Genomic DNA, 23,807 nt, shown 5'->3' with positions numbered 1-23,807 from the left:
CCGTAAATAAATAGGCAACCGTTTGCGCGGGACAGGCCGTTCGCGCGCATCGACATCGACAGAGGCACGCAGATGAGCAGAATGAGTTTGAACCGCAAGCTGTGGCTCGCGCTTGCGCTGGTATGGATCGGTCTCCTGGGCGTCGGCGCATGGAGCGCGTACGAGACGCGCGCGACGATGCTGGACGAACGCAAGGCGGGCATCGCGAATCTCGTCGATTCCGCGGCCGGCATCGTGAAGGCGTATCACGCGCTCGCGCAGAGCGGCACGCTGCCCGAGGCCGACGCGAAGCGCGATGCGCTCGCGAGTCTCGCCGCGATGCGCTACGGCGATTCGGGCTACGTGTTCGTGATGGACTCGAAGCCGGTCGTGCTGATGCACCCGACGCTGCCGAAGCTCGTCGACACGCAGGTCGGCGACTATCTCGATCCGGACGGCAAGCCGCTGTTCGTGACGATCCTGAACGCCGCGAAGGCGACCGGCAGCGGTTTCGCCGAATATCGCGGGCGGCTGCCGCACAGCGAGACGGCCGTGCCGAAGATCAGCTATGTCACGCGGTTCGCGCCGTGGGACTGGAACATCTCGAGCGGCGTGTTCCTGAAGGACATCGACACGCTCTATTACCGGACGCTTCTGGGCCACCTCGCGGTGGTGTTCGTGATCGGCTTCGTGATCAGCGCGGCGATGCTGGTGATCATCCGCAACGTCCGCGGCAGCCTCGGCGGCGAGCCCGACGAAGCGGCCGCGCTCGCGGCGCGGATCGCGCAGGGCGACCTGACGCAGCCGGTGCCGGTGCGCGCGGGCGACCGCACGAGCATGATGGCCGCGATGCACGACATGCAGGCGCGGCTGCAGGCGACGATCGGCGGGATCCGCCAGTCGGCCGAATCGATCGCGTCGGCGAGCCGCCAGATCTCGGCCGGCAACGACGACCTGTCGCAGCGTACCGAGGAGCAGGCCGCGTCGCTGGAAGAAACGGCCGCGAGCATGGAGCAACTGACCGCGACCGTGAAGCAGAACGCCGATAACGCACGGCAGGCGAGCGGGCTCGCGAACAACGCATCGGACATCGCGCGCACCGGCAGCGACGTCGTGAACCGCGTGATCGGCACGATGGGCGAGATCGACGACAGTTCGCGCAAGATCGCCGACATCATCGGCGTGATCGAGGGCATCGCATTCCAGACCAACATCCTGGCGCTGAACGCGGCGGTCGAGGCTGCGCGCGCGGGCGAGCAGGGCCGCGGGTTCGCGGTAGTCGCAGGCGAAGTGCGTTCGCTCGCGCAGCGCAGCGCGACGGCCGCCAAGGAGATCCGCGAGCTGATCGTCGACTCGGTCGAGCGCGTGCGCAACGGCTCGACGCTGGTCGGCCAGGCCGGCACGACGATGGGCGAGATCCTGCAGGCCGTCGCGCGTGTGACCGACATCATGGGCGAGATTGCGGCCGCGTCCGAGGAGCAGGCGAGCGGCATCACGCAGGTCGGGCGCGCGGTCACGCAGATGGACCAGGTGACGCAGCAGAACGCGGCGCTCGTCGAGGAGGCCGCCGCGGCCGCCGCGTCGCTGCAGGAACAGGCCGCGCGGCTGCGCGACGCGGTCGGCGCGTTCCGGGTCCGCGACACCGGCGGGCCGGCGCTGCGCCGGGCCGGCGGGCGGGCGGCCGAACCGGCGTTCGGCGCGCAGGCGGCCGACGAGGCGGTTGGGTAGTGGTGTGACGCGTGCCGGCCGAGGCGCGGCACATTGGGAACGCAACTAACGGCCAAGTCGTGCAGCGACCGGCAGCACCGCTGCGGTGCATACCCATATGAGCGGGATGTATTTCACTTCCCGCTGATCCTGTGACACCATTTGCCCCTTCCTGCGAGTCGGGGCTTACCCGTATCGCGCCCCATTTCAGTCAAGCAAGAAAGCGAGAAACAGATGAAGCGTCGCAGTCTCCTGAAGGTATTTTCCGTGCTGGCCACCGGCGCCGCGCTGACGCTGTCGGCAGGCGCGCATGCCGAAGACAAGGTGATCAAGGTCGGCACGGTCGCCGGCCCGGATTCGGAAGTGTGGCAGCTCGTGCAGAAGGTCGCGAAGGAGAAGGAAGGCCTGAACGTGAAGGTCATCGAGTTCAACGACTACGTGCAGCCGAATGCGGCGCTCGACTCGGGTGACCTCGACGCGAACAGCTTCCAGCACCAGCCCTACCTCGACAGCCAGGTGAAGCAGCGCGGCTACAAGATCGTCAGCGCGGGCCTGACCTACATCTCGCCGATCGGCGTGTACTCGAAGAAGTTCAAGGCGCTGAAGGACCTGCCGCAAGGCGCGAAGATCGCGGTGCCGAACGATCCGTCGAACGAGAACCGCGCGCTGCTGCTGCTGCAGACGCAAGGCGTGATCAAGCTGAAGGCCGGCGCCGGTACGGGCGGCAACAACGCGACGGTGCTCGATATCGCCGAGAACCCGAAGAAGCTGAAGATCTCGGAACTCGACGCCGCGCAACTGCCGCGCGTGCTGTCGGACGTCGACGCCGCCGTGATCAACACGAACTACGCGCTGGCCGCGAACCTGCAGCCGACCAAGGACGCGATCGCGCTCGAAGCGCTGACGAGCCCGTATGCGAACCTGATCGCCGTGCGCGCGAAGGACAAGGACCAGCCGTGGGTGAAGAAGCTGGTCAAGGCGTACCAGTCGCCGGAAGTGAAGGAATTCATCAAGAAGCAGTTCAAGGGCTCGATGGTCGCGTCGTTCTGAACGCGATCGGTTGATCGAACGAAGGCCTGCATGTATGCAGGCCTTTTTTTATGTGCGATCGGAGTGCTTTCGAGATTCAGGCGCAGCGTGAAGATTGCACGGCGCAATTGCATTGGCGCTCATGGATAAAAGCCGTTTGATAACGGTTCGTCACGTTCATATGGAGCGTGTGCGCGGCCGCTCCAATTCGGAATCGGTATGCACGTTCTCTCTCCGGCATCCCGCCGCGTCCCGTCGTTGTTCACGCCGAGCCGAATAACGATTCTTTTCGCGTGAAATTCCACCATCGTTGCGGTGCGATCAGTCAATAGATCGGCCGGGTTTGTCGGCACGGTAACCGTATGTCTTCGTTAGACTAAAAAAACAGTTTTAAAAAATATGAACGAGGACGCTGAATGGATGCTGTCGGGAAATCGAATGGGGCTTACCATTATTATGGGATGGTCAACTTGACTGCGGGAGAATTGTTCTTCTGGATCATGATCGACGAAACGATGAATCAGTTGGGCGTCGATGATGCCGTGTCGGTTGGCATGATCTTGCTTGGTAGAAGTAATTTGCCGACCAGGACAAAGCCGATCGGCGCGATACAGGGAACTTCGCTTGCAAGCAAATACTCTAGAAGAGTTTTTCAAAAAGCTCAATTCCCGTTTGGATTGAAATTGCCAACACTGGTGGGCGGGCCGGTGAGAAATTTGAAAATCAGGATGGTCAGAAATATCGGAACCTTTGCAGGAAGGACGATCCCCGTGCTGGGTTGGGTAATTCTTGCAAGGGATATTTCCATTATTGCTGGCAAGGCGGTGGCTCACTACAATAGAGTTGCAACGGAGGAGGATGGGCTATGGTAGATATTGAGAAGGAGGTGATTGAATTTATAAGGAAAAAGTCCGGATTCTCTATATCGTTCATGGCTGATGAGATAACGGAAAGTACCGATTTGGATCTGGACTTGGATTTTGATGATTGTGAGGTCGAGGATCTGATGCGGAAGTATTCGATGAAATTCAATGTTGATATAAGTGGATTCGATATAAAAAAATATTATCCGGAAGACGATTCTTCGTTTCTTGACTTAATCAATCCGTTTAAGAAAAAAGTGATCCATCGTGTACCGGATCTGAATGTTCGAATGCTGATCGCATCGGCAAAAGCGGGACGCTGGCTCTACGACTGACCGCTCACCGAGTTTGCCTGCGGCCTGAGGGGGCGCCGTGCGGCGTTGATGCAAGCATCGCGCAGCCCCTTTTTTCAAATCGGTGCGCGTAAAGGCGGGGCGACGGCGCGGCGTCCGCCGCCCGTTCACATCTCGCCGCGCCGCGAGCAGATCGACATGATCTGCTGGATCGCGTAGTTGTCGCGCACGCCGGGCAGCGACTGCACGACGCACTCGTGAAAGCGCCGTTCGCGCGGCAGCAGCATCGCGTTGTTGCGATACAGCGCGTCGCACGAGCGCTGGATCAGCTGCGCCGCCGCGCCGTTGCGGCTTTCGCGCAGCGCATTGAGCATGCAGTTGTCGTATTGCTCGCTGCCGTCGGTCAGCGCGAATGCCGCACCGGGCAGCGCCAGCGCGACGGCCGCGAATGCGATCGTATGAATCGTTCGTTTCAAGTCCCCTCCGATGATGTGGCTCGGGTCGGCGGACAGCATAACGTAAAGCTGTCAACGCGGCTGGCGCGTTGTGCCGGAACGGGCGCGAAGCGCCGCCAGCCGGGCTGCCCGGGCATTTCGTGACAGCGCGGCAGCAACGTGCATCGGCCGATCGCACGAAAGCGCGGCGTCAGGCGGTGGTCTGCGGAAATGGTATCCTCGTGCGTTCGCCGCTGCACGCTTTCCCGGAGCGTGCGCGGGCCGATCGCCGCGTCTCGTACGTGCGGCGGCGCCCGCCCGACGGCGGCGGGAATCCATCATCCAGAACCAACACAATACGGGGGAGACACACCCATGAAGCGTTTCAAGAATTTCGCGATCCGTTCGATCACGGCCGGCGTCGCCGCACTCGCGCTTGCAGGCGCCGCGCATGCACAGACCGTCAAGGTGCTGTCGATCGTCGACCATCCGGCACTCGATGCGATCCGCGACGGCGTGCGCGCCGAACTGAAGGCGGAAGGTTACGGCGACGACAAGCTCAAGTGGGAATACCAGAGCGCGCAGGGCAACACGGGCACGGCCGCGCAGATCGCGCGCAAGTTCGTCGGCGACAAACCCGACGTGATCGTCGCGATCGCGACGCCGGCCGCGCAGTCGGTCGTTGCCGCGACGAAGAGCGTGCCGGTCGTCTATTCGGGCGTCACCGATCCGGTCGCCGCGCAGCTCGTGAAAGGCTGGGGCCCGTCGGGCACCAACGTGACGGGCGTGTCCGACAAGCTGCCGCTCGATCGCCAGGTCGCGCTGATCAAGCGCGTCGTGCCGAATGCGAAGACGGTCGGCATGGTCTACAACCCGGGCGAGGCGAACTCGGTCGTCGTCGTGAAGGAACTCAAGGAGATCCTCGCGAAGCAGGGCATGACGCTGAAGGAAGCGGCCGCGCCGCGTACCGTCGACATCGGCCCGGCCGCGAAGAGCCTGATCGGCAAGGTCGACGTGATCTACACGAACACCGACAATAACGTCGTGTCCGCGTACGAAGCGCTCGTGAAGGTCGCGAACGAGGCGAAGATCCCGCTCGTCGCGGGCGACACCGACAGCGTGAAGCGCGGCGGCATCGCGGCGCTCGGCATCAACTACGGCGACCTCGGCCGCCAGACGGGCAAGGTCGTCGCGCGCATCCTGAAGGGCGAGAAGCCGGGCGCGATCGCGTCGGAGACGAGCAGCAACCTCGAACTGTTCGCGAATACGGGCGCGGCCGCGAAGCAGGGCGTCACGCTGGCGCCGGATCTCGTGAAGGAAGCGAAGACGGTCATCAAGTAAGCGGCCCGAGCGCCGCGCTTGCAGGCCCGATCCGGGCCTGGACGACATCGCCGGACGGGCGGCTCCCACCCGGAGCCGCCCGTTCGCTTCGCCCGGCCGTACACGTCCGGCCGGGAAGCAACAGGATTTCCCCATCATGTCTCTGTTCTCGTTTCTGGGCGCGCTGGAGATCGGCCTGATCTTCAGTCTCGTCGCCCTCGGGGTGCTGATCTCGTTCCGCATCCTCAACTTCCCCGACCTCACCGTCGACGGCAGCTTTCCGCTCGGCGGCGCCGTCGCCGCGACGCTGATCTCGGCCGGCTACGATCCGTTCACGTCGACGCTGATCGCGATCGTCGCGGGCGCGGTGGCCGGCTTCATCACCGGCTGGCTGAACGTGCGCCTGAAGATCATGGATCTGCTCGCCAGTATCCTGATGATGATCGCGCTCTATTCGGTGAACCTGCGGATCATGGGCCGGCCGAACGTGCCGCTGATCACCGAGCCGACGCTGTTCACCGTGCTGCAGCCCGACTGGATGCCGGACTACGTGCTGCGCCCGGCGCTGCTCGCGATCGTCGTCGTGGTCGCGAAGCTCGGCCTCGACTGGTTCTTCTCGTCGCAGCTCGGCCTCGCGATGCGCGCGACCGGCGCGAACCCGCGGATGGCGCGCGCGCAAGGCATCGCGACCGGCCGCGCGACGCTCGCCGGGATGGCGCTGTCGAACGCGCTCGTCGCGCTCGCCGGCGCATTGTTCGCGCAGACGCAGGGCGGCGCGGACATCTCGATGGGGATCGGCACGATCGTGATCGGGCTGGCCGCGGTGATCATCGGCGAGACGCTGCTGCCCGCGCGCCGGCTCGTGCTGACGACGCTGGCGGTCGTGCTCGGCGCGATCGTCTACCGCTTCTTCATCGCGCTCGCGCTGAACAGCGAATTCATCGGCCTGAAGGCACAGGACCTGAACCTCGTGACGGCCGCGCTCGTCACGATCGCGCTGGTGCTGCCGGCGACGCGCAGGAAGCTGTTCGCGCGCAAGAACGGAGGGGCATGACATGCTGTCCGCACAAGATCTCAAACTCACGTTCAATCCCGGCACGCCGATCGAGACGCGTGCGCTGCGCGGGCTGTCGCTCGAGATTCCCGATGGCCAGTTCGTCGCGGTGATCGGCTCGAACGGCGCCGGCAAGTCGACCTTCCTCAATGCGGTCAGCGGCGACCAGCCGGTCGATGGGGGACGCATCGCGATCGACGGCACGGATGTGACGCGCAAGGCCGCGTGGGATCGCGCGCACCTCGTCGCGCGCGTGTTCCAGGATCCGATGGCCGGCACCTGCGAGGCGCTGACGATCGAGGAGAACATGGCGCTCGCGATGGCGCGCGGCGTGCGGCGCGGTTTCCGCGCGGCGCTCGACCGGCCGTCGCGCGAGCTGTTCCGCGACAAGCTGCGGCTCCTGAATCTCGGCCTCGAGAACCGGCTGACCGACCGGATCGGGCTGCTGTCCGGCGGCCAGCGGCAGGCCGTGAGCTTGCTGATGGCGTCGCTGCGGCCGTCGCGGATCCTGCTGCTCGACGAGCACACGGCCGCGCTCGACCCGAAGACGGCCGCGTTCGTGCTGGAGCTGACCGCGCGCATCGTCGCCGAGAGCAAGCTGACGACGATGATGGTCACGCACAGCATGCGGCAGGCGCTCGACTACGGCGACCGCACGGTGATGCTGCACCAGGGGCAGGTCGTGCTCGACGTGTCGGGCGACGCGCGCCGCGGGCTCGACGTGCCGGACCTGCTGCAGATGTTCGAGAAGGTGCGCCACGAGCAGCTCGACGACGACGCGCTGCTGCTCGGCTGACGGGCGGCAGGCGGGCCGGCGCGCGGTGACATGACGCGCGCGCCGGCTTCCTCTCGGTTTTTCCTCTGACGAAAACCGGTTTCGCACCGGTGCTGTGCGACGCGGGCGCATTGCCATATACTGTATATCCATACAGTTGTGGGTGGCGTCATGCTCGCATCCTCCATTTCTCCCGAATCCCTTCATCCGTCGCTCTGGCGCGGCTCGCAGCTCGCGCGCGGCGGGCCGCGCACGATCGAGACCGGCTTCGTGCCGCTGTCGGCCGAGCTGCCTGGCGGCGGCTGGCCGGTCGGCGGGCTCGTCGAACTGCTGGCCGCGCAGCCGGGCTGCGGCGAGATGCGGCTGCTTGCGCCCGCGCTTGCCCGCACCGTCAGCGCCCGGCGTCCGCTCGCGCTCGTCGCGCCGCCGCAATCGCCGCATGCAACCGCGCTCGCCAGCCTCGGCGTGCCGGCCGACGCGCTGCTGTGGCTGCGCGCCGGCAGCCGTACGGACGCGCTATGGGCCGCCGAGCAGGCACTCAGGACCGGCTGTTGCGGCGCGCTGCTGCTCTGGCAGGACGCGCGACCCGATGCGCTGCGGCGCCTGCATCTCGCGGCCGCGCGCACGGGCGACACGCTGTTCGTGATGCTGCGCCCGCTGTCGGCCGCGCGGCAGCCGTCGCCGGCCGTGCTGCGCGTCGCGCTGTATCCCGTGCCGGGCGGCGTGTCGCTCGACATCGTCAAGCGTCGCGGGCCCGCGCGCAGCGAGCCGCTCGTGCTCGACCTGCCGTCGCCTATCGTGGAGAGCCGCTATGCGCGTCTTGCTCGGCATCCATCTGCCGCGCCTGCCGCTCGACGTGTGCGCCCCGCCGCCGCCTGACGCAGCGGCCGGCGGCGCGGGCCGTGCGGTGCTCGAGCAGGGTGTCGTGCTGATCGCCGATGCGGCCGCGCGGCGGCAGGGCGTGCGCGCGGGCATGAAGCGCGGCGGCGTGCTCACGCTTGCGCCCGAGACGCAGCTCGTCGAACGCGATCCCGCACGCGAGGCCGATGCGCTGCGCGCGGTCGCGCTCGCGTTGCTGCGTTTCTCGCCGTGCGTCGCGCTCGACGACGAAGCCACGCTGCTCGTCGACGTCGGCCCGAGCCTGCGCCTGTTCGGCGGCCTGCCGTCGCTGTGCCGCCAGGTGCGCGCGACGCTCGCGGCGCTCGGCTATGCGGCGCGCCTGTCCGCCGCGCCGACCGGGCAAGGGGCATGGCTGCTCGCGCGCATGTCGGCGCGCTCGCGCATCCGGCGCCGCGTCGCCGGTAGGGCCTCGCTCGTCCGCTCGCTCGACCGGCTGCCCTGCGTGCTGCTGCCCGATGCGCGTCCGTATGCGGGTTGGTTCGACGGCCTCGGCTGCCGCACGCTCGCCGATCTGCGCGGCCTGCCGCGCGCGGGGTTGCAGCGCCGTTGCGGCCCCGCGCTGCTGGCCGCGCTCGATCGCGCGTACGGCGACGCGGTCGAGCCGCTGGCATGGATGGCGGTGCCGCCCGTGTTCGACGTGCGGCTCGAATTGCCGGAGCGCGTCGAATACGCGGAAGCCGTGCTGTTCGCCGCGCGCCGGCTCGTCGTGCAGCTGTGCGGCTGGCTGGCCGCGCGGCAGCTGTCGCTGGCCGCGATGACGTTCGATCTCGAACACGAGCGCGGCCGCCAGGCCGTGCCGCCGACGCCGCTCGAGCTTGCATTCGCCGCGCCGGTGCGCGACGAGGTGCACTTCATGCGGCTGCTCGGCGAGCGGCTCGCGCGCGTCGAATTGCCGGCCGCCGTGATCGCGGTGCGTCTGAAGGCCACGCGCGTCGAATCGGTCGCGCCGCCGGCCGACGATCTTTTCCCCGAGCCGGGCGGCACGCGCGAGACGCGTGCGCGGCTGTTCGAATTGCTGGTCGCGCGGCTGGGTGCGGAGAACGTATTGCGCGCGGCGCCGGTGGCCGATCACCGGCCCGAGGCCGCGAACCGCTGGCTGCCGCTCGATGCGCAGGCCGGCAAGCCGGCCGGCGGGCCGCCGGCGGTGCCGCCGCGGCCGGCGTGGCTGCTGGCCGAGCCGTTGCTGCTCCTGATGCGTGGCGAGCGGCCGGTATTCCATACGCCGCTGAGGCGGATGTCGTCGGCGGAGCGGATCGAGGCCGGATGGTTCGATGGCCAGCTCGCTGCGCGCGATTACTACGTTGCGCAGGACGAAGCCGGTGCGTGCTACTGGATTTTTCAGGAACTGCCGAGCAGCAGTGGCGGGATCGAACCGCACTGGTTCCTGCACGGCTTGTTCGGGTGAACGGAGATGGTGGCGGAATTCAGCTGGCTGCCCGATTACGCGGAGTTGTTCTGCCGTTCGAACTTTTCGTTCCTGCATGGCGCGTCGCATGCGGACGAACTGGTCGAGCGTGCGGTGGAACTCGGCTATCGCGGCATCGCGATCACCGACGAATGCTCGCTTGCCGGCGCGCCGCGGATGCATGTCGCGGCGAAGGCGAAAGGGCTGCCGCTCGTCATCGGTTCGTACTTCGAAGTCACGCCGGATGACGTCGCGCCCGGCCACGACCCGGGCCCCGGTGCGTTCGGGCTCGTGTTGCTCGCGCAGAACCGCGAGGGGTACGGCAACCTGTCCGAGCTGATTTCGTGGCGGCGGATGGCGTCGCCGAAGGGGACTTACAAGCTGACGTCGCGGATGCTGTCGGCACCGCCCGCGGAGTTTGCGCACTTGCGCGGCATGCCCGACTGTTTCGCGATTCTCGTGCCCGCGTACCCGGTGCGGGCCGACGTGCTCGATGCGCAGGTCGCGTGGTTTCGCGCGACGTTCGGCGAACGTGCGCGGCTCGGGCTCGTGCAGTTGCAGCGTGCGCTGGACGGCGCGCAGCGCGAGGAGATTCGCGCTGCGGCCGAGCGGCGCGGCGTGCGTGTCGTTGCGCTCGGCGACGTGACGATGCACCGGCGCTCGTGCAAGGAGCTGCAGGACGTGATGACGGCAATCCGCGTCGGCATGCCGGTTTCGGAGTGCGGCTATGCGCTGGCGCCGAATGCGGAACAGCATCTGCGCGCGCGGAACCGGATCGGGAATCTGTATTCGCCGGCGGAGATCGAGGAGACCTGCGCGATTCTCGATGCGTGCGATTTCGAACTCGACTCGCTGCGCTACGAGTATCCCGACGAGATCGTGCCGAAGGGGCATACGCCGACGAGTTATCTCAAGCAGGAGGCTCAGGGCGGCGCACTTCAACGTTACGCCGGAAAGATACCCGGGCACGTGCAGGAGCGGATCGATTACGAGTTGGCGTTGATCGAGAAGCTGAGCTACGAACCGTTCTTCCTGACCGTCTACGACATCGTCAAATACGCGCGCAGCCAGAACATCCTGTGCCAGGGGCGAGGCTCGGCGGCGAACTCGGTCGTTTGCTTCTGCCTCGGCATCACCGAGGTGAATCCCGAGCAGAGCACGATGCTGTTCGAACGCTTCATCAGCGCGGAGCGCGGCGAGCCGCCCGATATCGACGTCGACTTCGAGCATCAGCGCCGGGAAGAGGTGATCCAGCACATCTACAAAAAATATGGAGACGACCGTGCCGCACTCGCGGCCGCTGTATCGACCTACCGTCCGCGCGGTGTGCTGCGCGAAACCGGCAAGGCGCTCGGTGTCGATCCGATGCTGGTCGATCGTGTCGCGAAGGGGCACCGCTGGTTCGACGGCAGTCGCGATCTGCTGCAGCAATTCGGGACGATCGGGCTCGATCCGCAGACGCCGCTCATCCAGGCATGGGCCCGACTCGCCGCGCGGCTCCTCAATTTTCCGCGTCACCTGTCGCAGCATTCGGGCGGTTTCGTGATCAGTCGCGGCAAGCTCACGCGGCTCGTGCCGGTCGAGAATGCGGCGATGGACGGGCGGCGCGTGATTCAGTGGGATAAAGACGATCTCGAATCGCTCAAGCTGATGAAGGTCGACGTGCTCGCGCTCGGCATGCTGTCGGCGCTGCATCGCGCATTCGACATGCGCACCGCGTGGCGTGGGCCGCCCGAGCCGGACGGCGAGCCGTTCACGCTGAAGCACATCCCGCAGGACGATGAAGCGACCTACGACATGATCTGCCGCGCAGATACGGTCGGCGTGTTCCAGATCGAATCGCGCGCGCAGATGTCGATGCTGCCGCGCCTGCGGCCGCGCACCTATTACGACCTGGTGATCGAGGTCGCGATCGTGCGGCCGGGGCCGATCCAGGGCGGGGCCGTGCATCCCTACCTGAAACGGCGCCAGGGCATCGAAAAGGTCAGTTATCCAAAGGAAGACCTGAAGCCGGCGCTCGAACGCACGAAGGGCGTGCCGATCTTCCAGGAGCAGGTGATGCAGATCGCGATGATCGCGGCAGGCTTCACACCTGGCGAGGCAGATGAACTGCGGCGCGCGATGGCCGCCTGGAAGCGCAAGGGCAATCTCGAGCAGTATCACCGCAAGATCGTCGACGGGATGCGGGAGCGCGACTATCCGCCTGAATTCGCCGAGCAGATCTTCGAGCAGATCAAGGGCTTCGGCGATTACGGTTTCCCCGAAAGCCACGCGGCGAGCTTCGCGAAACTCGCCTACGCGAGCAGCTGGCTCAAATGTCACGAACCGGCGATCTTCCTCGCCGCGCTACTGAACAGCCAGCCGATGGGTTTCTACCCGCCGTCGCAACTCGTGCAGGATGCAAAACGCCACGGCGTTCAGGTCATGCCGATCGACGTGACGCACAGCAATTGGGAGGCGTCGCTCGAAGCGCTACCCGGCCAGCCGCCGCCACACGGCCAGCCGGCCGTGCGGCTCGGCCTGTCGCTCGTGCGCGGCCTCGGCGAAACCGCCGCGCGCCGCATCGAAGCCGCCCGCGCCGCCGGCCCGTTCGACAACGTCGACACGCTCGCGCGCCGCGCGCAGCTCGAACGCCGCGACCTCGAAGCGCTCGCCGCCGCGAATGCGCTCGCGACGCTCGCCGGCCATCGCCGCGACGCGCTGTGGCAGGCCGTCGCCGCGGCGCCGGAGCGCGACCTGCTCGCCGCCGCGCCGATCGACGAAGCGGAGAAACCCGCGCTCGGCGCGCCGTCGGAAGCCGACGACATCCTCGCCGACTATCACACCACCGGCCTCACGCTGAACCGCCACCCGGTCGCGCTGCTGCGGCCCGCGCTGCGCGCGCGGCGGCTGTCGTCCGCGGCCGAACTGCATGACCGGCCCGACGGCCGGCTCGCCCGCGCATGCGGGCTCGTGACCGCGCGGCAGATGCCGGGCACCGCGAAAGGCGTGATGTTCATGACGCTCGAGGACGAAACCGGCTGCGTGAACCTGATCGTCCGGCCCGAGCTGCTCGCACGGCAGCGCCGCGAAACCCTCGATTCGCGGCTGCTCGCGGCGTCCGGCGTGTGGCAGGTCGCGAGCGACGTGAGGCACCTCGTCGTGCAGCATTTCGAGGATCTGACGCCGCTGCTCGGCGGCCTGCGCACGTCGAGCCGCGAGTTTCACTGACACGCGAGTCGCACGGCACACCCGCAGCCGATGCATACCAGTTGATCAAATTGGTTCTATCCCGGTCTCATATCCGCACCCAAAACCTGGCCGGACCGCTCACTGGAACTGTCCCCTTGCATACCACTCCGGGTAAATCCCTATCCCGCACTGCGTTGTAAACAAAGGTTTTCTCAGTACTAAAACGCTTGCCGGGCAAGGCTTTCGGAGATTTTCGCGACGCTAATACCAGTTCGTTGACTGGTATTATGGTGGTTATATAATGCGTTCACTTTCGATGGCCCGAGGCCGTCGTCCGACACCCGGAGGCACATGGAAACCGGCTGGTCCGAACTGGCGCCCGATCCCCTCGACGACACGCCGCTCTATCTGCAGCTCGCCCGCAACCTGGCGAGCGCGATTCACGGCGGCGCGTGGCGGGCCGGCGAGGCGCTGCCGTCGGAGCGGCTGCTGTCGGTGTCGGTCGGCGTGTCGCGGATCACGGCCCGTCGCGCACTGGCGCTGCTGGTCGAGCAGGGGCTGATCAAGCGGGCGCGCGGGGCGGGCAGTTTCATCACGCCGCGTGTCGCCGATCCGCTGTCGCGTCTCGTCGGCTTCACCGCGAAGATGCAGCAGCGCGGCTTCGTGCCCGATTCGGTGTGGCTGTCGCGCACGCTGCGCACCGCGAGCCGCGACGAGATCACGCGACTCGGCCTCGCGCCCGGCGCGTCGGTGGCGCGGCTCGAACGGCTGCGCCGCGCGGACGGCATCGTGATGGCCGTCGAGCATTCGACGCTGCCGGCTGCGGTGGTGCCCGATCCGCAGGCGCTTGGCGCGTCGCTGTACGAATATCTCGACGCGCGCGGCATGACCGTCGTGCGCGCGCTGCAGCACTTTCGCGCGGCGAATGCGCCGCACGCGATCGCGAAATGGATGGCGGTGAAGCCGGGCTCGGCGCTGCTGGTGATCACGCGGATCGGCTACGGCGCCGACCAGCGCGCGATCGAAGTGACTGAAACGTATTGCCGCGACGACTACTACGACTTCGTCGCCGAACTGAAACGCTGACGCGCGAGACTGACCGCGCGCGACAAGCGCGAAGCAACGACACGAATTTGCAAATCACGACGCGGATGCCCGCGTCACCAGATCATCAAGAGAACGTCATGCTGACTGGAAACATCCTCACCCCCGACGGCTGGATTCACGGTTCGCTCGATAGCGAGAACGGCCGCATCACCACGCTCGACGGCACGCCCGTCGATCCCGCGAAGAACGACTCGCCGTACATCCTGCCCGGCTTCATCGACCTGCACGTGCACGGCGGCGGCGGCGCCGACGTGATGGAAGGCGGCGACGCGATCGAGACGATCGCCCGCACGCACGCGCAATTCGGCACGACGAGCCTGCTCGCGACGACAATGACCGCGCCGCGCGACGAACTGATGCAGGTCGTCGCGAACCTCGGCACCGTTGCGCGCACGCGTACGCCGGGCGGCGCGCGCGTGCTCGGCGTGCACCTCGAAGGGCCGTACATCAATCCCGGCAAGCTCGGCGCGCAGCCCGACGCGGCCGTATCGGCCGTGCTCGACGAAGTGCTGAAATACCTGTCGATCGCGCCGATCCGCGTCGTCACGCTCGCGCCGGAGATCGCGGGCCACATCGAGATCATCGGCGAGATGGCCGCGCGCGGCGTGCGCGTGCAGCTCGGCCACTCGCTCGCGACCTACGACGACGCGGTCGCCGCGCTCAAGCACGGCGCATGCGGTTTCACGCACCTGTTCAACGCGATGTCGCCGCTGCATCACCGCAATCCGGGCCTGGTGGGCGCGGCGCTTGCTCACGCCGAATACGCGGAAATCATCCCCGACCTGCTGCACGTGCACCCGGGCGCGATTCGTGCCGCGCTGCGCGCGATCCCGCGCCTGTACGTCGTGACCGACAGCACGTCGGCCACCGGCATGCCCGACGGCGAATACCGCCTCGGCAGCCAGCACGTGACGAAGTGCCTCGGCGGCGTGCGGCTGGCCGACGGCACGCTCGCCGGCAGCACGCTGACGATGGACCAGGCGCTGCGCAACCTCGTGTCGCTCGGCCTGCCGATCGCCGACGTGTCGAACCGGATGTCGCGCTACGCGGCCGACTACCTCGGCGTCGCCGATCGCGGCCGCCTCGAGCGCGGCGCATGGGCCGACCTCGCGGTGTTCGATCGCGACCTGAACCTCACCGCGACCTACGTCGAAGGAGAATCGATTGTCGAATATGCTTAAGGAGGCGCGCGAGTCCGCCCAGGTCGTCGCCGCGCAGATCGCCGACACCTCGCGCGTCGAAGCGCTCGCCGGCCAATTGCTCGATCATCCGCCGGCCGTCGCGCTGACGGTCGCACGCGGCAGCTCGGATCACGCCGCGAGCTATTTCGCGAGCCTGACGATGAGCCGCCTCGGCGTGCCGGTCGCGTCGCTGCCGATGTCGGTCGCGACGCTGCAGCAGGCGCCGCTGAAGGTGCAGGATCAACTCGCGATCGCGTTTTCCCAGTCGGGCAAGAGCCCCGATCTCGTCAACACGATGGCCGCGCTGCGCGAAGCCGGCGCACGCACCGTCGCCGCCGTGAACGTGCTGCCGTCGCCGCTCGCCGATGCATGCGAGCACCAGCTGCCGCTGCTCGCCGGCCCCGAACTGTCGGTCGCCGCGACGAAGAGCTATATCGCGATGCTGTCGCTGTCCGCGCAGATCGTCGCGTACTGGCAGCGCGACGCCGCGCTGATGACCGCGCTGCGCGGGCTGCCCGACGTGCTCGCGCAGGCCGGCCGGCTCGACTGGTCGCAGGCCGTTGCCGCGCTCGCGGGCGTCGAGCGGATGATCGTCATCGGCCGCGGTCTCGGCCTCGCGATCGCGCAGGAAGCCGCGCTGAAGCTGAAGGAAACGTCCGGCATCCAGGCCGAGGCATTCTCGAGCGCCGAAGTCCGCCACGGTCCGATGGAGCTGATCGACCGCGACTATCCGCTGCTCGTGTTCGCGCCGCCGGGCCCCGAGCAGGCCGGCCTGCTGCAGCTCGCCGACGACATGCGCGCCCGCGGCGCGGCCGTGCTGCTCGCGGCACCGGCCGGCACGCCCGGCGTATCGGGCACCGTGCTGCCGCTCGCGCAGTCCGCCCATCCGGCGCTCGACCCGATCGCCGCCATTCTTTCGTTCTACGTGATGGCAGCCGATCTCGCCGTCGCGCGCGGCCGCAATCCCGACACGCCGCGCCACCTGAACAAAGTCACCGAAACGCACTGATAGCCGAGACAGCCGATGAGACGCGCCGAGGAGTCCCAGTTGAAGAGCCCTACCCACGATCAGATCGTCCTGCTTAGCCCCATGACGGGGCCGATCGTCGCGCTGGCCGACGTGCCCGATCCGGTGTTCTCCGGCGGGATGTTCGGCGACGGCATCGGCATCGACCCGCTCGCGGGCAAACTCGTCGCGCCGTGCGCGGGCGTCGTGTCGCATCTCGCGCGCACGGGCCACGCGGTGACGATCACGACGCCGCAAGGCGCGGAAGTGCTGCTGCACATCGGCATCGATACCGTCGAGCTGAACGGGCAGGGCTTCATCGCGCACGTCGAGGCCGGCGCACGCGTCGAAGCCGGCGCGTTGCTGATCGAGTTCGACCAGGACGCGGTGGCGCGCAATGCGCATTCGCTCGTGTCGGTGGTCGCGATCGCGAACTCCGATGCGTTCGAGGTCGTCGATCGCGCGAGCGGTTTCGCGACGGCCGGCGAGACGCCGCTGCTCGCGCTGCGCGGCAAGGGCGCAGCCGCTGCGCAGGCGGCGCAAACCGGCGCGGCGGCCATGAACGAAGTGCGTCGCGAGATCGTGCTCGCGCAGCCGGGCGGCCTGCATGCGCGGCCGGCCGCGCGTGCGCGTGAAGCCGTGCGCGGGTTCGACGCGACCGTCGACGTGCTGTTCGACGGCCGCAAGGCGTCGATCGCGAGCGTCGTCGGCCTGCTCGGCCTGGGCGCTGGCGAAGGCGCGACGGTCGAACTGGTCGGCCGCGGCGCGCACGCGCAACAGGCCGTCGAGGCGGTCGAGCACGAGCTGCTGCGCGAAGCGCACGGCGAAGTCGAGGAGCGGCCGGCGCGGATGTCGTCGCCCGTGCCGCAGACGATCGCACGCAACACCGGCGCCCCCATCGATCCGAACACGCTCGCCGGCGTGTGCGCGGCGCCCGGCATCGCGGTCGGCACGCTGGTGCGTCTCGACCATGCGGAAATCGTGCCGCCCGAGCAGGCGGCCGGCACACCGGCCGCCGAAAGCCGCCAGCTCGACCAGGCGCTGAAGGCGGTCGATGCCGAACTCGACGAAACGGTGCGCAACGCATCGGCGCGCGGCGCGGTCGGCGAAGCGGGCATCTTCGCGGTGCATCGCGTGCTGCTCGAGGATCCGACGCTGATCGACGCGGCGCGCGACCTGATCAGCCTCGGCAAGAGCGCGGGCTTCGCATGGCGCGCGACGATCCGCACGCAGATCGACACGCTGTCGAAGCTCGACGACGCGCTGCTCGCCGAACGCGCGGCCGACCTGCGCGACATCGAGAAGCGTGTGCTGCGCGCGCTCGGCCACACGAACGGCGCCGCGCGTGCGCTGCCCGACGAGGCCGTGCTCGCGGCCGAGGAATTCACGCCGTCCGACCTTTCGTCGCTCGATCGCCAGCGCGTGACCGCGCTCGTGATGGCGCGCGGCGGCGCGACGTCGCACGCGGCGATCATCGCGCGGCAGCTCGGCATTCCGGCACTGGTCGCGGTCGGCGATGCGCTGTATGCGATTCCGGACGGCACGCAGGTCGTCGTCGATGCGAGCGCGGGCCGGCTCGAACACGCACCGACCGCACTCGACGTCGAACGCGCGCGGCACGAGCGCCAGCGCCTGGACGGCGTGCGCGAGGCGAACCGGCAACTGGCCGGTGTTGCAGCAGAGACGGTCGACGGCCGCGCGATCGAGGTCGCCGCGAACATCGCGACGCTCGACGACGCGAACACCGCGGTCGACAATGGCGCCGATGCGGTCGGCCTGCTGCGTACCGAGCTGATGTTCATCCATCGCCAGGCCGCGCCGACGGCCGTCGAACACCAGCAGAGCTACCAGTCGATCGTCGACGCGCTGCAGGGCCGCACCGCGATCATCCGCACGCTCGACGTCGGCGCGGACAAGGAAGTCGACTACCTGACGCTGCCGCCCGAACCGAACCCGGCGCTCGGCCTGCGCGGCATCCGCCTCGCGCAGGTGCGCCCCGATCTGCTCGACGACCAGCTGCAGGGCCTGCTCGCGGTGAAGCCGTTCGGCGCGGTGCGCATCCTGCTGCCGATGGTCACCGATGCGGGCGAGCTCGTGCGGCTGCGCAAGCGTATCGACGAATTCGCGCGTGCACAGGGCCGCACCGAGCCGATCGAGGTCGGCGTGATGATCGAGGTGCCGTCGGCCGCGCTGCTGGCCGACCAGCTCGCGCAGCACGCGGATTTCCTGTCGATCGGCACAAACGACCTGACGCAGTACACGCTCGCGATGGACCGCTGCCAGGCCGACCTGGCCGCGCAATCCGACGGCCTGCATCCGGCCGTGCTGCGCCTGGTCGACATCGCGGTGCGCGGCGCCGCGAAGCACGGCAAGTGGGTCGGCGTGTGCGGCGCGCTCGGCGGCGATCCGCTCGCGGTGCCGATCCTGGTGGGCCTCGGCGTGACCGAACTGTCGGTCGACCCCGTATCGGTGCCGGGCATCAAGGCGCGTGTGCGCCGTCTCGATTACCAGTTGTGCCGTCAGCGCGCGCAGGACCTGCTCGCGCTCGATTCGGCACAGGCGGTAAGGGCAGCAAGTCGCGAGGTCTGGCCGCTCGACTGAACGTCGGCGGCAGGTTCGCGACCCGTATTACGACGAAAGCCATCAGCTCAACGACGATCAACGACGAGACAAGGATTGGAGGACTGAATGAACGGGAATCCGTTTCTGAAAATACAGGGCCTGGGCCGGGCACTGATGCTGCCGATCGCGGTACTGCCGGTCGCCGGCATCCTGCTGCGACTCGGCCAGCCGGACGTGTTCAACATCAAGATGATCGCCGACGCCGGCGGCGCGATCTTCGACAACCTGCCGCTGCTGTTCGCGATCGGCGTGGCGGTCGGTTTCGCGAAGGACAACAACGGCGTGGCGGCGCTCGCGGGCGCGATTGGCTACCTGATCGAAACCGCGATCATGAAGGACATCGATCCCAAGCTGAACATGGGCGTGCTGTCCGGGATCATCGCGGGTGTCGTCGCGGGCCTGCTGTACAACCGCTACAAGGACATCAAGCTGCCGGACTACCTCGCGTTCTTCGGCGGCAAGCGGTTCGTGCCGATCATCACGGGGCTGGTGTGCGTGGTACTCGGCATCGTGTTCGGGTACGTGTGGCAGCCGGTCCAGCATGTGATCGACGCGGCCGGCCAGTGGCTGACGACGGCGGGCGCGATCGGTGCGTTCGTGTTCGGCTTCCTGAACCGCCTGCTGCTCGTCACGGGCCTGCACCACATCATCAACTCGCTCGCGTGGTTCGTGTTCGGCAACTTCACGCCGCCGGCCGGCGGCGAGATCGTGCACGGCGACCTGCACCGCTTCTTCGCGGGCGACCCGACCGCGGGCACCTTCATGGCCGGCTTCTTCCCGATCATGATGTTCGGCCTGCCGGCCGCGTGTCTCGCGATGCTGCACGAGGCGCCGAAGGAACGCCGCGCGATGGTCGGCGGCCTGCTGTTCTCGATGGCGCTGACGTCGTTCCTGACCGGCGTGACCGAGCCGATCGAATTCAGCTTCATGTTCCTCGCGCCGGTGCTGTACGTGATCCACGCGGTGCTGACGGGGCTGTCGCTCGCGATCTGCCAGATCCTCGGCGTGAAGCTCGGCTTCACGTTCTCGGCCGGCGCGATCGACTACGTGCTGAACTACGGGCTGTCGACGAAGGGCTGGATCGCGATTCCGCTCGGCATCGCGTACGGCGTCGCGTACTACGGGCTGTTCCGCTTCTTCATCCGCAAGTTCAACATGGCGACGCCGGGCCGCGAGCCGGCATCGGCCGATGCGGCCGCTGAATCGTATGCATCGGGCGGCTTCGTCGCGCCGGCTGCCGGCGCCGCTGCGACGGCCGCCGCACCGCGCGCGCAACGCTACATCGCGGCACTCGGCGGTGCGGCCAACCTGTCGGTCGTCGACGCCTGCACGACGCGCCTGCGCCTGACCGTCGTCGATCCGGAGAAGGTCTCCGAGCCGGAACTGAAGTCGATCGGCGCGCGCGGCGTGCTCAAGCGCGGCGGCAACAGCGTGCAGGTGATCATCGGGCCGGAAGCGGACATCATCGCCGACGAGATGCGTGCCGCGATCGGCAGCGGCGCGACCGGTGTCGCGTCGACCGCGACGGCCGCCGCCGCGCAGCCCGTCACGGGCGCGGCCGCCGGCCCGCTCGATCCGGAACCGGCGCGCTGGCTCGCGGTGTTCGGCGGCGCGACCAACGTCGCATCGCTCGACGCGGTGGCGACCACGCGCCTGCGCGTCGTCGTGCGCGATCCGTCGGCGGTCGATCGCGATCGCCTCGCCGCGCTCGACGTCGCATGGGTGTCGCTCGACACGTTCCACATCGTCTGCGGCAACGCGGCCGCACGCTATGCCGAACAGCTCGGCGCGCGCCTGCCGCCGTCGAGCGGTGGCGCAGCCGCGCAACCGGCCTGATGCGATGAAAACCGGCCCGATCCGCGTGGCGGGTCCGGCCGGGCGGTAAAACGAAAACGGCTTGCGACGTACGTCTCGCAAGCCGTTTTTCTTTGGCGCGGGCGATGGCGCGCCGCGTTCGCCCGCATCGCGCCTCATCCGATGCGTTCAACCGATCACGGATTCGTCAGCGTGAAGGTCGGCTTCCGGTAGCCGACCCCGGCGCGCTCCAGCTTCGGCAATTCGCGTTGCGTGAGCAGCGTCGCGAAGCCGGCCCAGTCGCGCTGCAGCGCGGCCGTGTCGACGTGATGCGTGTCGCCGCGCTTGAAGCGCACGCCGGCCGCATACGGCAGCTCCCAGTCGGCCCGGTGCCACGCGCGCTCGGCGAGTGCGAGCAGCCGCGGATAGGTCATGTATTCGAGGAAGGTGTCGTTGCGCATCACCTCGCCCCATGCCTGGCCCTGCATGCCTTCGATACGCGGCGCGGGGCCCGTGCCGGTCACCTCGAACGGATTGCCGTCACGGTCGCCCATCACCTCGGCGTTCTGCGGCAGGTTCTCCGGCGCGAGCGAGAACACCTTGTACTCGTCCGTCGCGTGCGAGCCCCAGTAGTAGCCGCGCTCGCGCGGGTTGAGCGTGTACGGGAAGTCGAAGTACAGGTAGTCGGGCAACGCAAGCACCGTCAGGTAGCCCTTGCCGCTCAGGTCGCGCGCGCTGTCCGATGCGCCCCAGAAGATCGTGTCCCACAGCGACACCATCACGTGGCGCGTGCTGAAGTCCTGCGGCCCGTTCGCATGCTTGATGCCGTCCTGCCACGCGGCCATCGTGTCGATCCCGTTCGCGTTGACGGCCGCGCTCACCTGTTTCGCGAAGCGCGTCGGCAGCTCGTCGATCGACTTGATCTCGCCGCGCTGGAGCAGCGCCGTGCACGCGGGCGAACGCGCCCACGGCTTGTCCTGCGCGGCGAGGTCGATGCGCCCCTTGTTCGGGTCGGTGCCGTTCAGCGGCTGGAAGCCGCCGCCGAGGAAGATGTTCTTCGCTTCGTCGCCGCCGTAGTGCCAGGTGTGCAGCGGCGCCTGCGCGTCCGCATGCATCGCCGCGATCTCGCGGATCACCTTCGACGCGAAATTGAGCGCGCCCGACACGCACGGGTTCAGATCGCTGCGCCGGTCGTAGAACTGCACCGTCGTCAGGTTCGTCGTGTCCTGCGGATCGAGCAGCCGGTACGCGTTCGCTTCCTGCTCGCGGCCGGCCGCATGCAGCCGCCGGTAGCGCGCCTCCATCGTCACGACGGCCGCCCGCGCATGCGCGGGCATGTCGATCTCGGGAATGACCTGCACGAAGTGCGCGGCCGCGTAGCGCACGAGCGCGACATAGTCGTCACGCGTCAGGTAGCCGCCGCCCGAACGGTTGTCCGGCCCCGAGCCGAGCTGCGGCAGCAGGCAGCGCGTCTCGCTCGGGTCGTGGCAGCGGCGAGCGCCGATCTCGGTCAGCTCGGGCAGGCCGGGAATCTCGATGCGCCAGCCTTCGTCGTCGGACAGGTGCAGGTGCAGGCGGTTGAGCTTGTATGCGCTCATCTGGTCGATCAGGCGGCGCAGCGTCGCCGGATGCTTGAAGTTGCGCGCGAGGTCGACGTGCATCCCGCGATGCGTGAAGCGCGGCGCATCCTCGACGAGCATCGCCGGAATCGGGCCGCCGCCGGCCGGTGCGAGCGAGTAGAGCGTCTGCACGCCGTAGTAGAGGCCCGCGCGGTCGTAGCCTTCGATCAGCACGCCGCGCGGCCCGATCGCGAGCCGGTAGCCGCCCGGCGTCGCGATGTCGGCCGGCAGCCGGCGCGGCGCGACGAAGCCGCGCACCGGCACGCGCGCGCCGTCGAGCCCGAGGGTCGTCGCGCGGTCGCGCAGCGCCGCGACCTGCGCGTCCGGCAGGTCCGGCAGCGCGAGTTCGACGCCGCGCAGGTCGAGCGTGCCGGGCAGCGGCTGTTCGCGCTTCACGCTCGGCAGCGCGCGGCTCGCGTCGGGCCGAGCGGCGACGGGCGGCGCATTGCCGGTCGAGTTGTTCTGCGCGTCGGCCGGCAGCGATTCGACGTAGCGCAGCTCGTCGTCGGTGTCGTTGTAGCGGAGCACGGCCGGCGGCGCGCCGTCGACGACGACATACGGGCGCGGAATCACGTCGCTGTAACGCAGCAGCCAGTATTCGGCGACGAACGGCAGCTCGATGCGCTCGCCGGGCGCGAGCCGCACCGAGCCCGGCTGCGGCGTCAGTTCGTACAGGTCGCCGGTGAGCCGCCGCAGCGCGAAGCCCGGGCGGTCGATCCGCAGCAGCCGGCGGATGCTGTGCAGGTAGAGCTTCCAGCCGCCGTCGGCGATTGCCTGGTGGCCGCGGTTCTGCAGGATCAGGCGGCCCGTCGCGCAGGCCGCGCCGTCGGCGCCGAGATCGGCGCACGGCACGCCGGCCGTGGCCGCATGGTTGTTGTCGACGGCCACGCGCAACGCGAGGCCGTTTGACAGCAGCGTCGCGAGGCTGGCCGCCGATGCGCCCGACTGCGCGGTGCCGGCGGTTGCGGTGGCGGGGGGCGATGCCGGCTGCGCGGAGATCGCAGCGGGCGGCAGCACCGCGATCAGCAGGCCGGCAATGAGGGATGGCAAGGTGTGCTTCATTCGAACTCCTCACAAAAAAGGGGGCGTAGCGGCGTCGTGGGGCGACGTCGCTGCGATCGGGTCTTTCAGTGGCGCTGCGGGAGATACCGGCACGCGGGGCGATACGGCCGCACCGCGCGCACGCTGCACGCAAAGGCGTGCGTTACGGAACGGGAGGCGGACACGCGTGCCGATTGGATCGGCGGGGTGGTGTGCGCATGATCATCGTCGGTGCGCGGCAATCGCCGCGGTGTGGAGGCAACTGCAGCCGCAACAGACGGCACGCGGCCGGCCGCGCATGAGCGCGACGGCAGACGCCGCGGCGCGCGGACGTCGACACGGCGCGCAGGCGCGCGCCACACACGGGATTCGCATGTCTCCCCCACCAGAAGGAATCGGCCTGTCGGCGGCCGTGTCCAACGATCTTATGAAACCTTTTATTGGTATTCAAGTGGTATCAATCTGGCGCTAAATTGGCATCGACGTGACGCGCCTGTCCGGACGGGA

At 68.1% G+C, this 23,807-nt stretch carries 17 protein-coding genes; 15 read left to right on the top strand and 2 right to left on the bottom strand.

Annotation, left to right across the window (positions count from 1 at the left end; genetic code table 11):
* Nucleotides 1-72: 72 nt before the first annotated feature.
* From AC5LXX_RS14620 to AC5LXX_RS14605, 4 genes are all read left to right on the top strand, one after another.
* A complete protein-coding gene (locus AC5LXX_RS14620; RefSeq protein WP_493409900.1) occupies nt 73-1,707 on the top strand; it encodes a methyl-accepting chemotaxis protein in 1,635 nt (544 codons plus the stop codon).
* Between the two features lie 213 nt (nt 1,708-1,920).
* Nucleotides 1,921-2,736 carry a MetQ/NlpA family ABC transporter substrate-binding protein gene (locus AC5LXX_RS14615; protein ID WP_124452126.1) on the top strand — a complete coding sequence of 272 codons (816 nt, stop codon included), beginning with the start codon at nt 1,921-1,923 and terminating at the stop codon, nt 2,734-2,736.
* Between the two features lie 395 nt (nt 2,737-3,131).
* Nucleotides 3,132-3,587 carry an STM2901 family protein gene (locus tag AC5LXX_RS14610; protein ID WP_493409899.1) on the top strand — a complete coding sequence of 152 codons (456 nt, stop codon included), beginning with the start codon at nt 3,132-3,134 and terminating at the stop codon, nt 3,585-3,587.
* A complete protein-coding gene (locus tag AC5LXX_RS14605; RefSeq protein ID WP_493409898.1) occupies nt 3,581-3,913 on the top strand; it encodes a DUF1493 family protein in 333 nt (110 codons plus the stop codon). The genes AC5LXX_RS14610 and AC5LXX_RS14605 overlap by 7 nt, the downstream gene beginning before the upstream one ends.
* Nucleotides 3,914-4,038: 125 nt before the next feature.
* Here AC5LXX_RS14605 and AC5LXX_RS14600 read toward each other — a convergent pair whose 3' ends face one another.
* Nucleotides 4,039-4,347, bottom strand: coding sequence for a VF_A0006 family four-cysteine protein (locus tag AC5LXX_RS14600; RefSeq protein WP_493409897.1), 309 nt, complete (start codon nt 4,345-4,347; stop codon nt 4,039-4,041).
* Between the two features lie 333 nt (nt 4,348-4,680).
* On the opposite strand from AC5LXX_RS14600, the gene AC5LXX_RS14595 reads away from it, so the two are divergent.
* From AC5LXX_RS14595 to nagE, 11 genes are all read left to right on the top strand, one after another.
* On the top strand, nt 4,681-5,646 hold the full coding sequence (locus tag AC5LXX_RS14595; RefSeq protein WP_493401622.1) for an ABC transporter substrate-binding protein: 966 nt from the start codon (nt 4,681-4,683) through the stop codon (nt 5,644-5,646).
* A 136-nt stretch (nt 5,647-5,782) separates the two neighbouring features.
* Entirely contained in the window at nt 5,783-6,679 is an 897-nt protein-coding gene (locus tag AC5LXX_RS14590; RefSeq protein WP_493409896.1) for an ABC transporter permease, read from the top strand.
* Between the two features lies 1 nt (nt 6,680).
* A complete protein-coding gene (locus AC5LXX_RS14585; RefSeq protein WP_493409895.1) occupies nt 6,681-7,475 on the top strand; it encodes an ABC transporter ATP-binding protein in 795 nt (264 codons plus the stop codon).
* Nucleotides 7,476-7,625: 150 nt separating this feature from the next.
* Nucleotides 7,626-8,333 carry a translesion DNA synthesis-associated protein ImuA gene (gene imuA / locus AC5LXX_RS14580; protein ID WP_493409894.1) on the top strand — a complete coding sequence of 236 codons (708 nt, stop codon included), beginning with the start codon at nt 7,626-7,628 and terminating at the stop codon, nt 8,331-8,333.
* Entirely contained in the window at nt 8,266-9,759 is a 1,494-nt protein-coding gene (locus AC5LXX_RS14575; protein WP_493409893.1) for a Y-family DNA polymerase, read from the top strand. The genes imuA and AC5LXX_RS14575 overlap by 68 nt, the downstream gene beginning before the upstream one ends.
* Nucleotides 9,760-9,765: 6 nt before the next feature.
* Nucleotides 9,766-12,969, top strand: a complete 3,204-nt coding sequence (locus AC5LXX_RS14570; protein WP_493409892.1) for an error-prone DNA polymerase — start codon at nt 9,766-9,768, stop codon at nt 12,967-12,969.
* A 312-nt stretch (nt 12,970-13,281) separates the two neighbouring features.
* Nucleotides 13,282-14,016 (top strand): GntR family transcriptional regulator, encoded by a 735-nt coding sequence (locus tag AC5LXX_RS14565; RefSeq protein WP_493409891.1) that lies wholly within the window; start codon nt 13,282-13,284, stop codon nt 14,014-14,016.
* A gap of 98 nt (nt 14,017-14,114) precedes the next feature.
* On the top strand, nt 14,115-15,218 hold the full coding sequence (gene nagA, locus AC5LXX_RS14560; protein WP_124452104.1) for an N-acetylglucosamine-6-phosphate deacetylase: 1,104 nt from the start codon (nt 14,115-14,117) through the stop codon (nt 15,216-15,218).
* Complete coding sequence (locus AC5LXX_RS14555; protein WP_493403169.1) at nt 15,211-16,227, top strand: SIS domain-containing protein; 1,017 nt, start codon at nt 15,211-15,213, stop codon at nt 16,225-16,227. Before nagA ends, AC5LXX_RS14555 begins: the two co-directional genes overlap by 8 nt.
* Nucleotides 16,228-16,242: 15 nt before the next feature.
* Entirely contained in the window at nt 16,243-18,825 is a 2,583-nt protein-coding gene (gene ptsP, locus AC5LXX_RS14550; RefSeq protein WP_493409890.1) for a phosphoenolpyruvate--protein phosphotransferase, read from the top strand.
* Between the two features lie 87 nt (nt 18,826-18,912).
* Complete coding sequence (gene nagE, locus AC5LXX_RS14545; RefSeq protein ID WP_124452101.1) at nt 18,913-20,682, top strand: N-acetylglucosamine-specific PTS transporter subunit IIBC; 1,770 nt, start codon at nt 18,913-18,915, stop codon at nt 20,680-20,682.
* A 155-nt stretch (nt 20,683-20,837) separates the two neighbouring features.
* On the opposite strand, the gene AC5LXX_RS14540 is transcribed toward nagE, so the two are convergent.
* On the bottom strand, nt 20,838-23,321 hold the full coding sequence (locus AC5LXX_RS14540) for a beta-N-acetylhexosaminidase (RefSeq protein WP_493409889.1): 2,484 nt from the start codon (nt 23,319-23,321) through the stop codon (nt 20,838-20,840).
* Between the last annotated feature and the right edge of the window lie 486 nt (nt 23,322-23,807).

The sequence above is a fragment of the Burkholderia torrens genome (assembly GCF_984668525.1).
The sequence above is the reverse complement of the archived record's forward strand: the minus strand, read 5'-3'. Positions and strand labels throughout refer to the sequence as shown.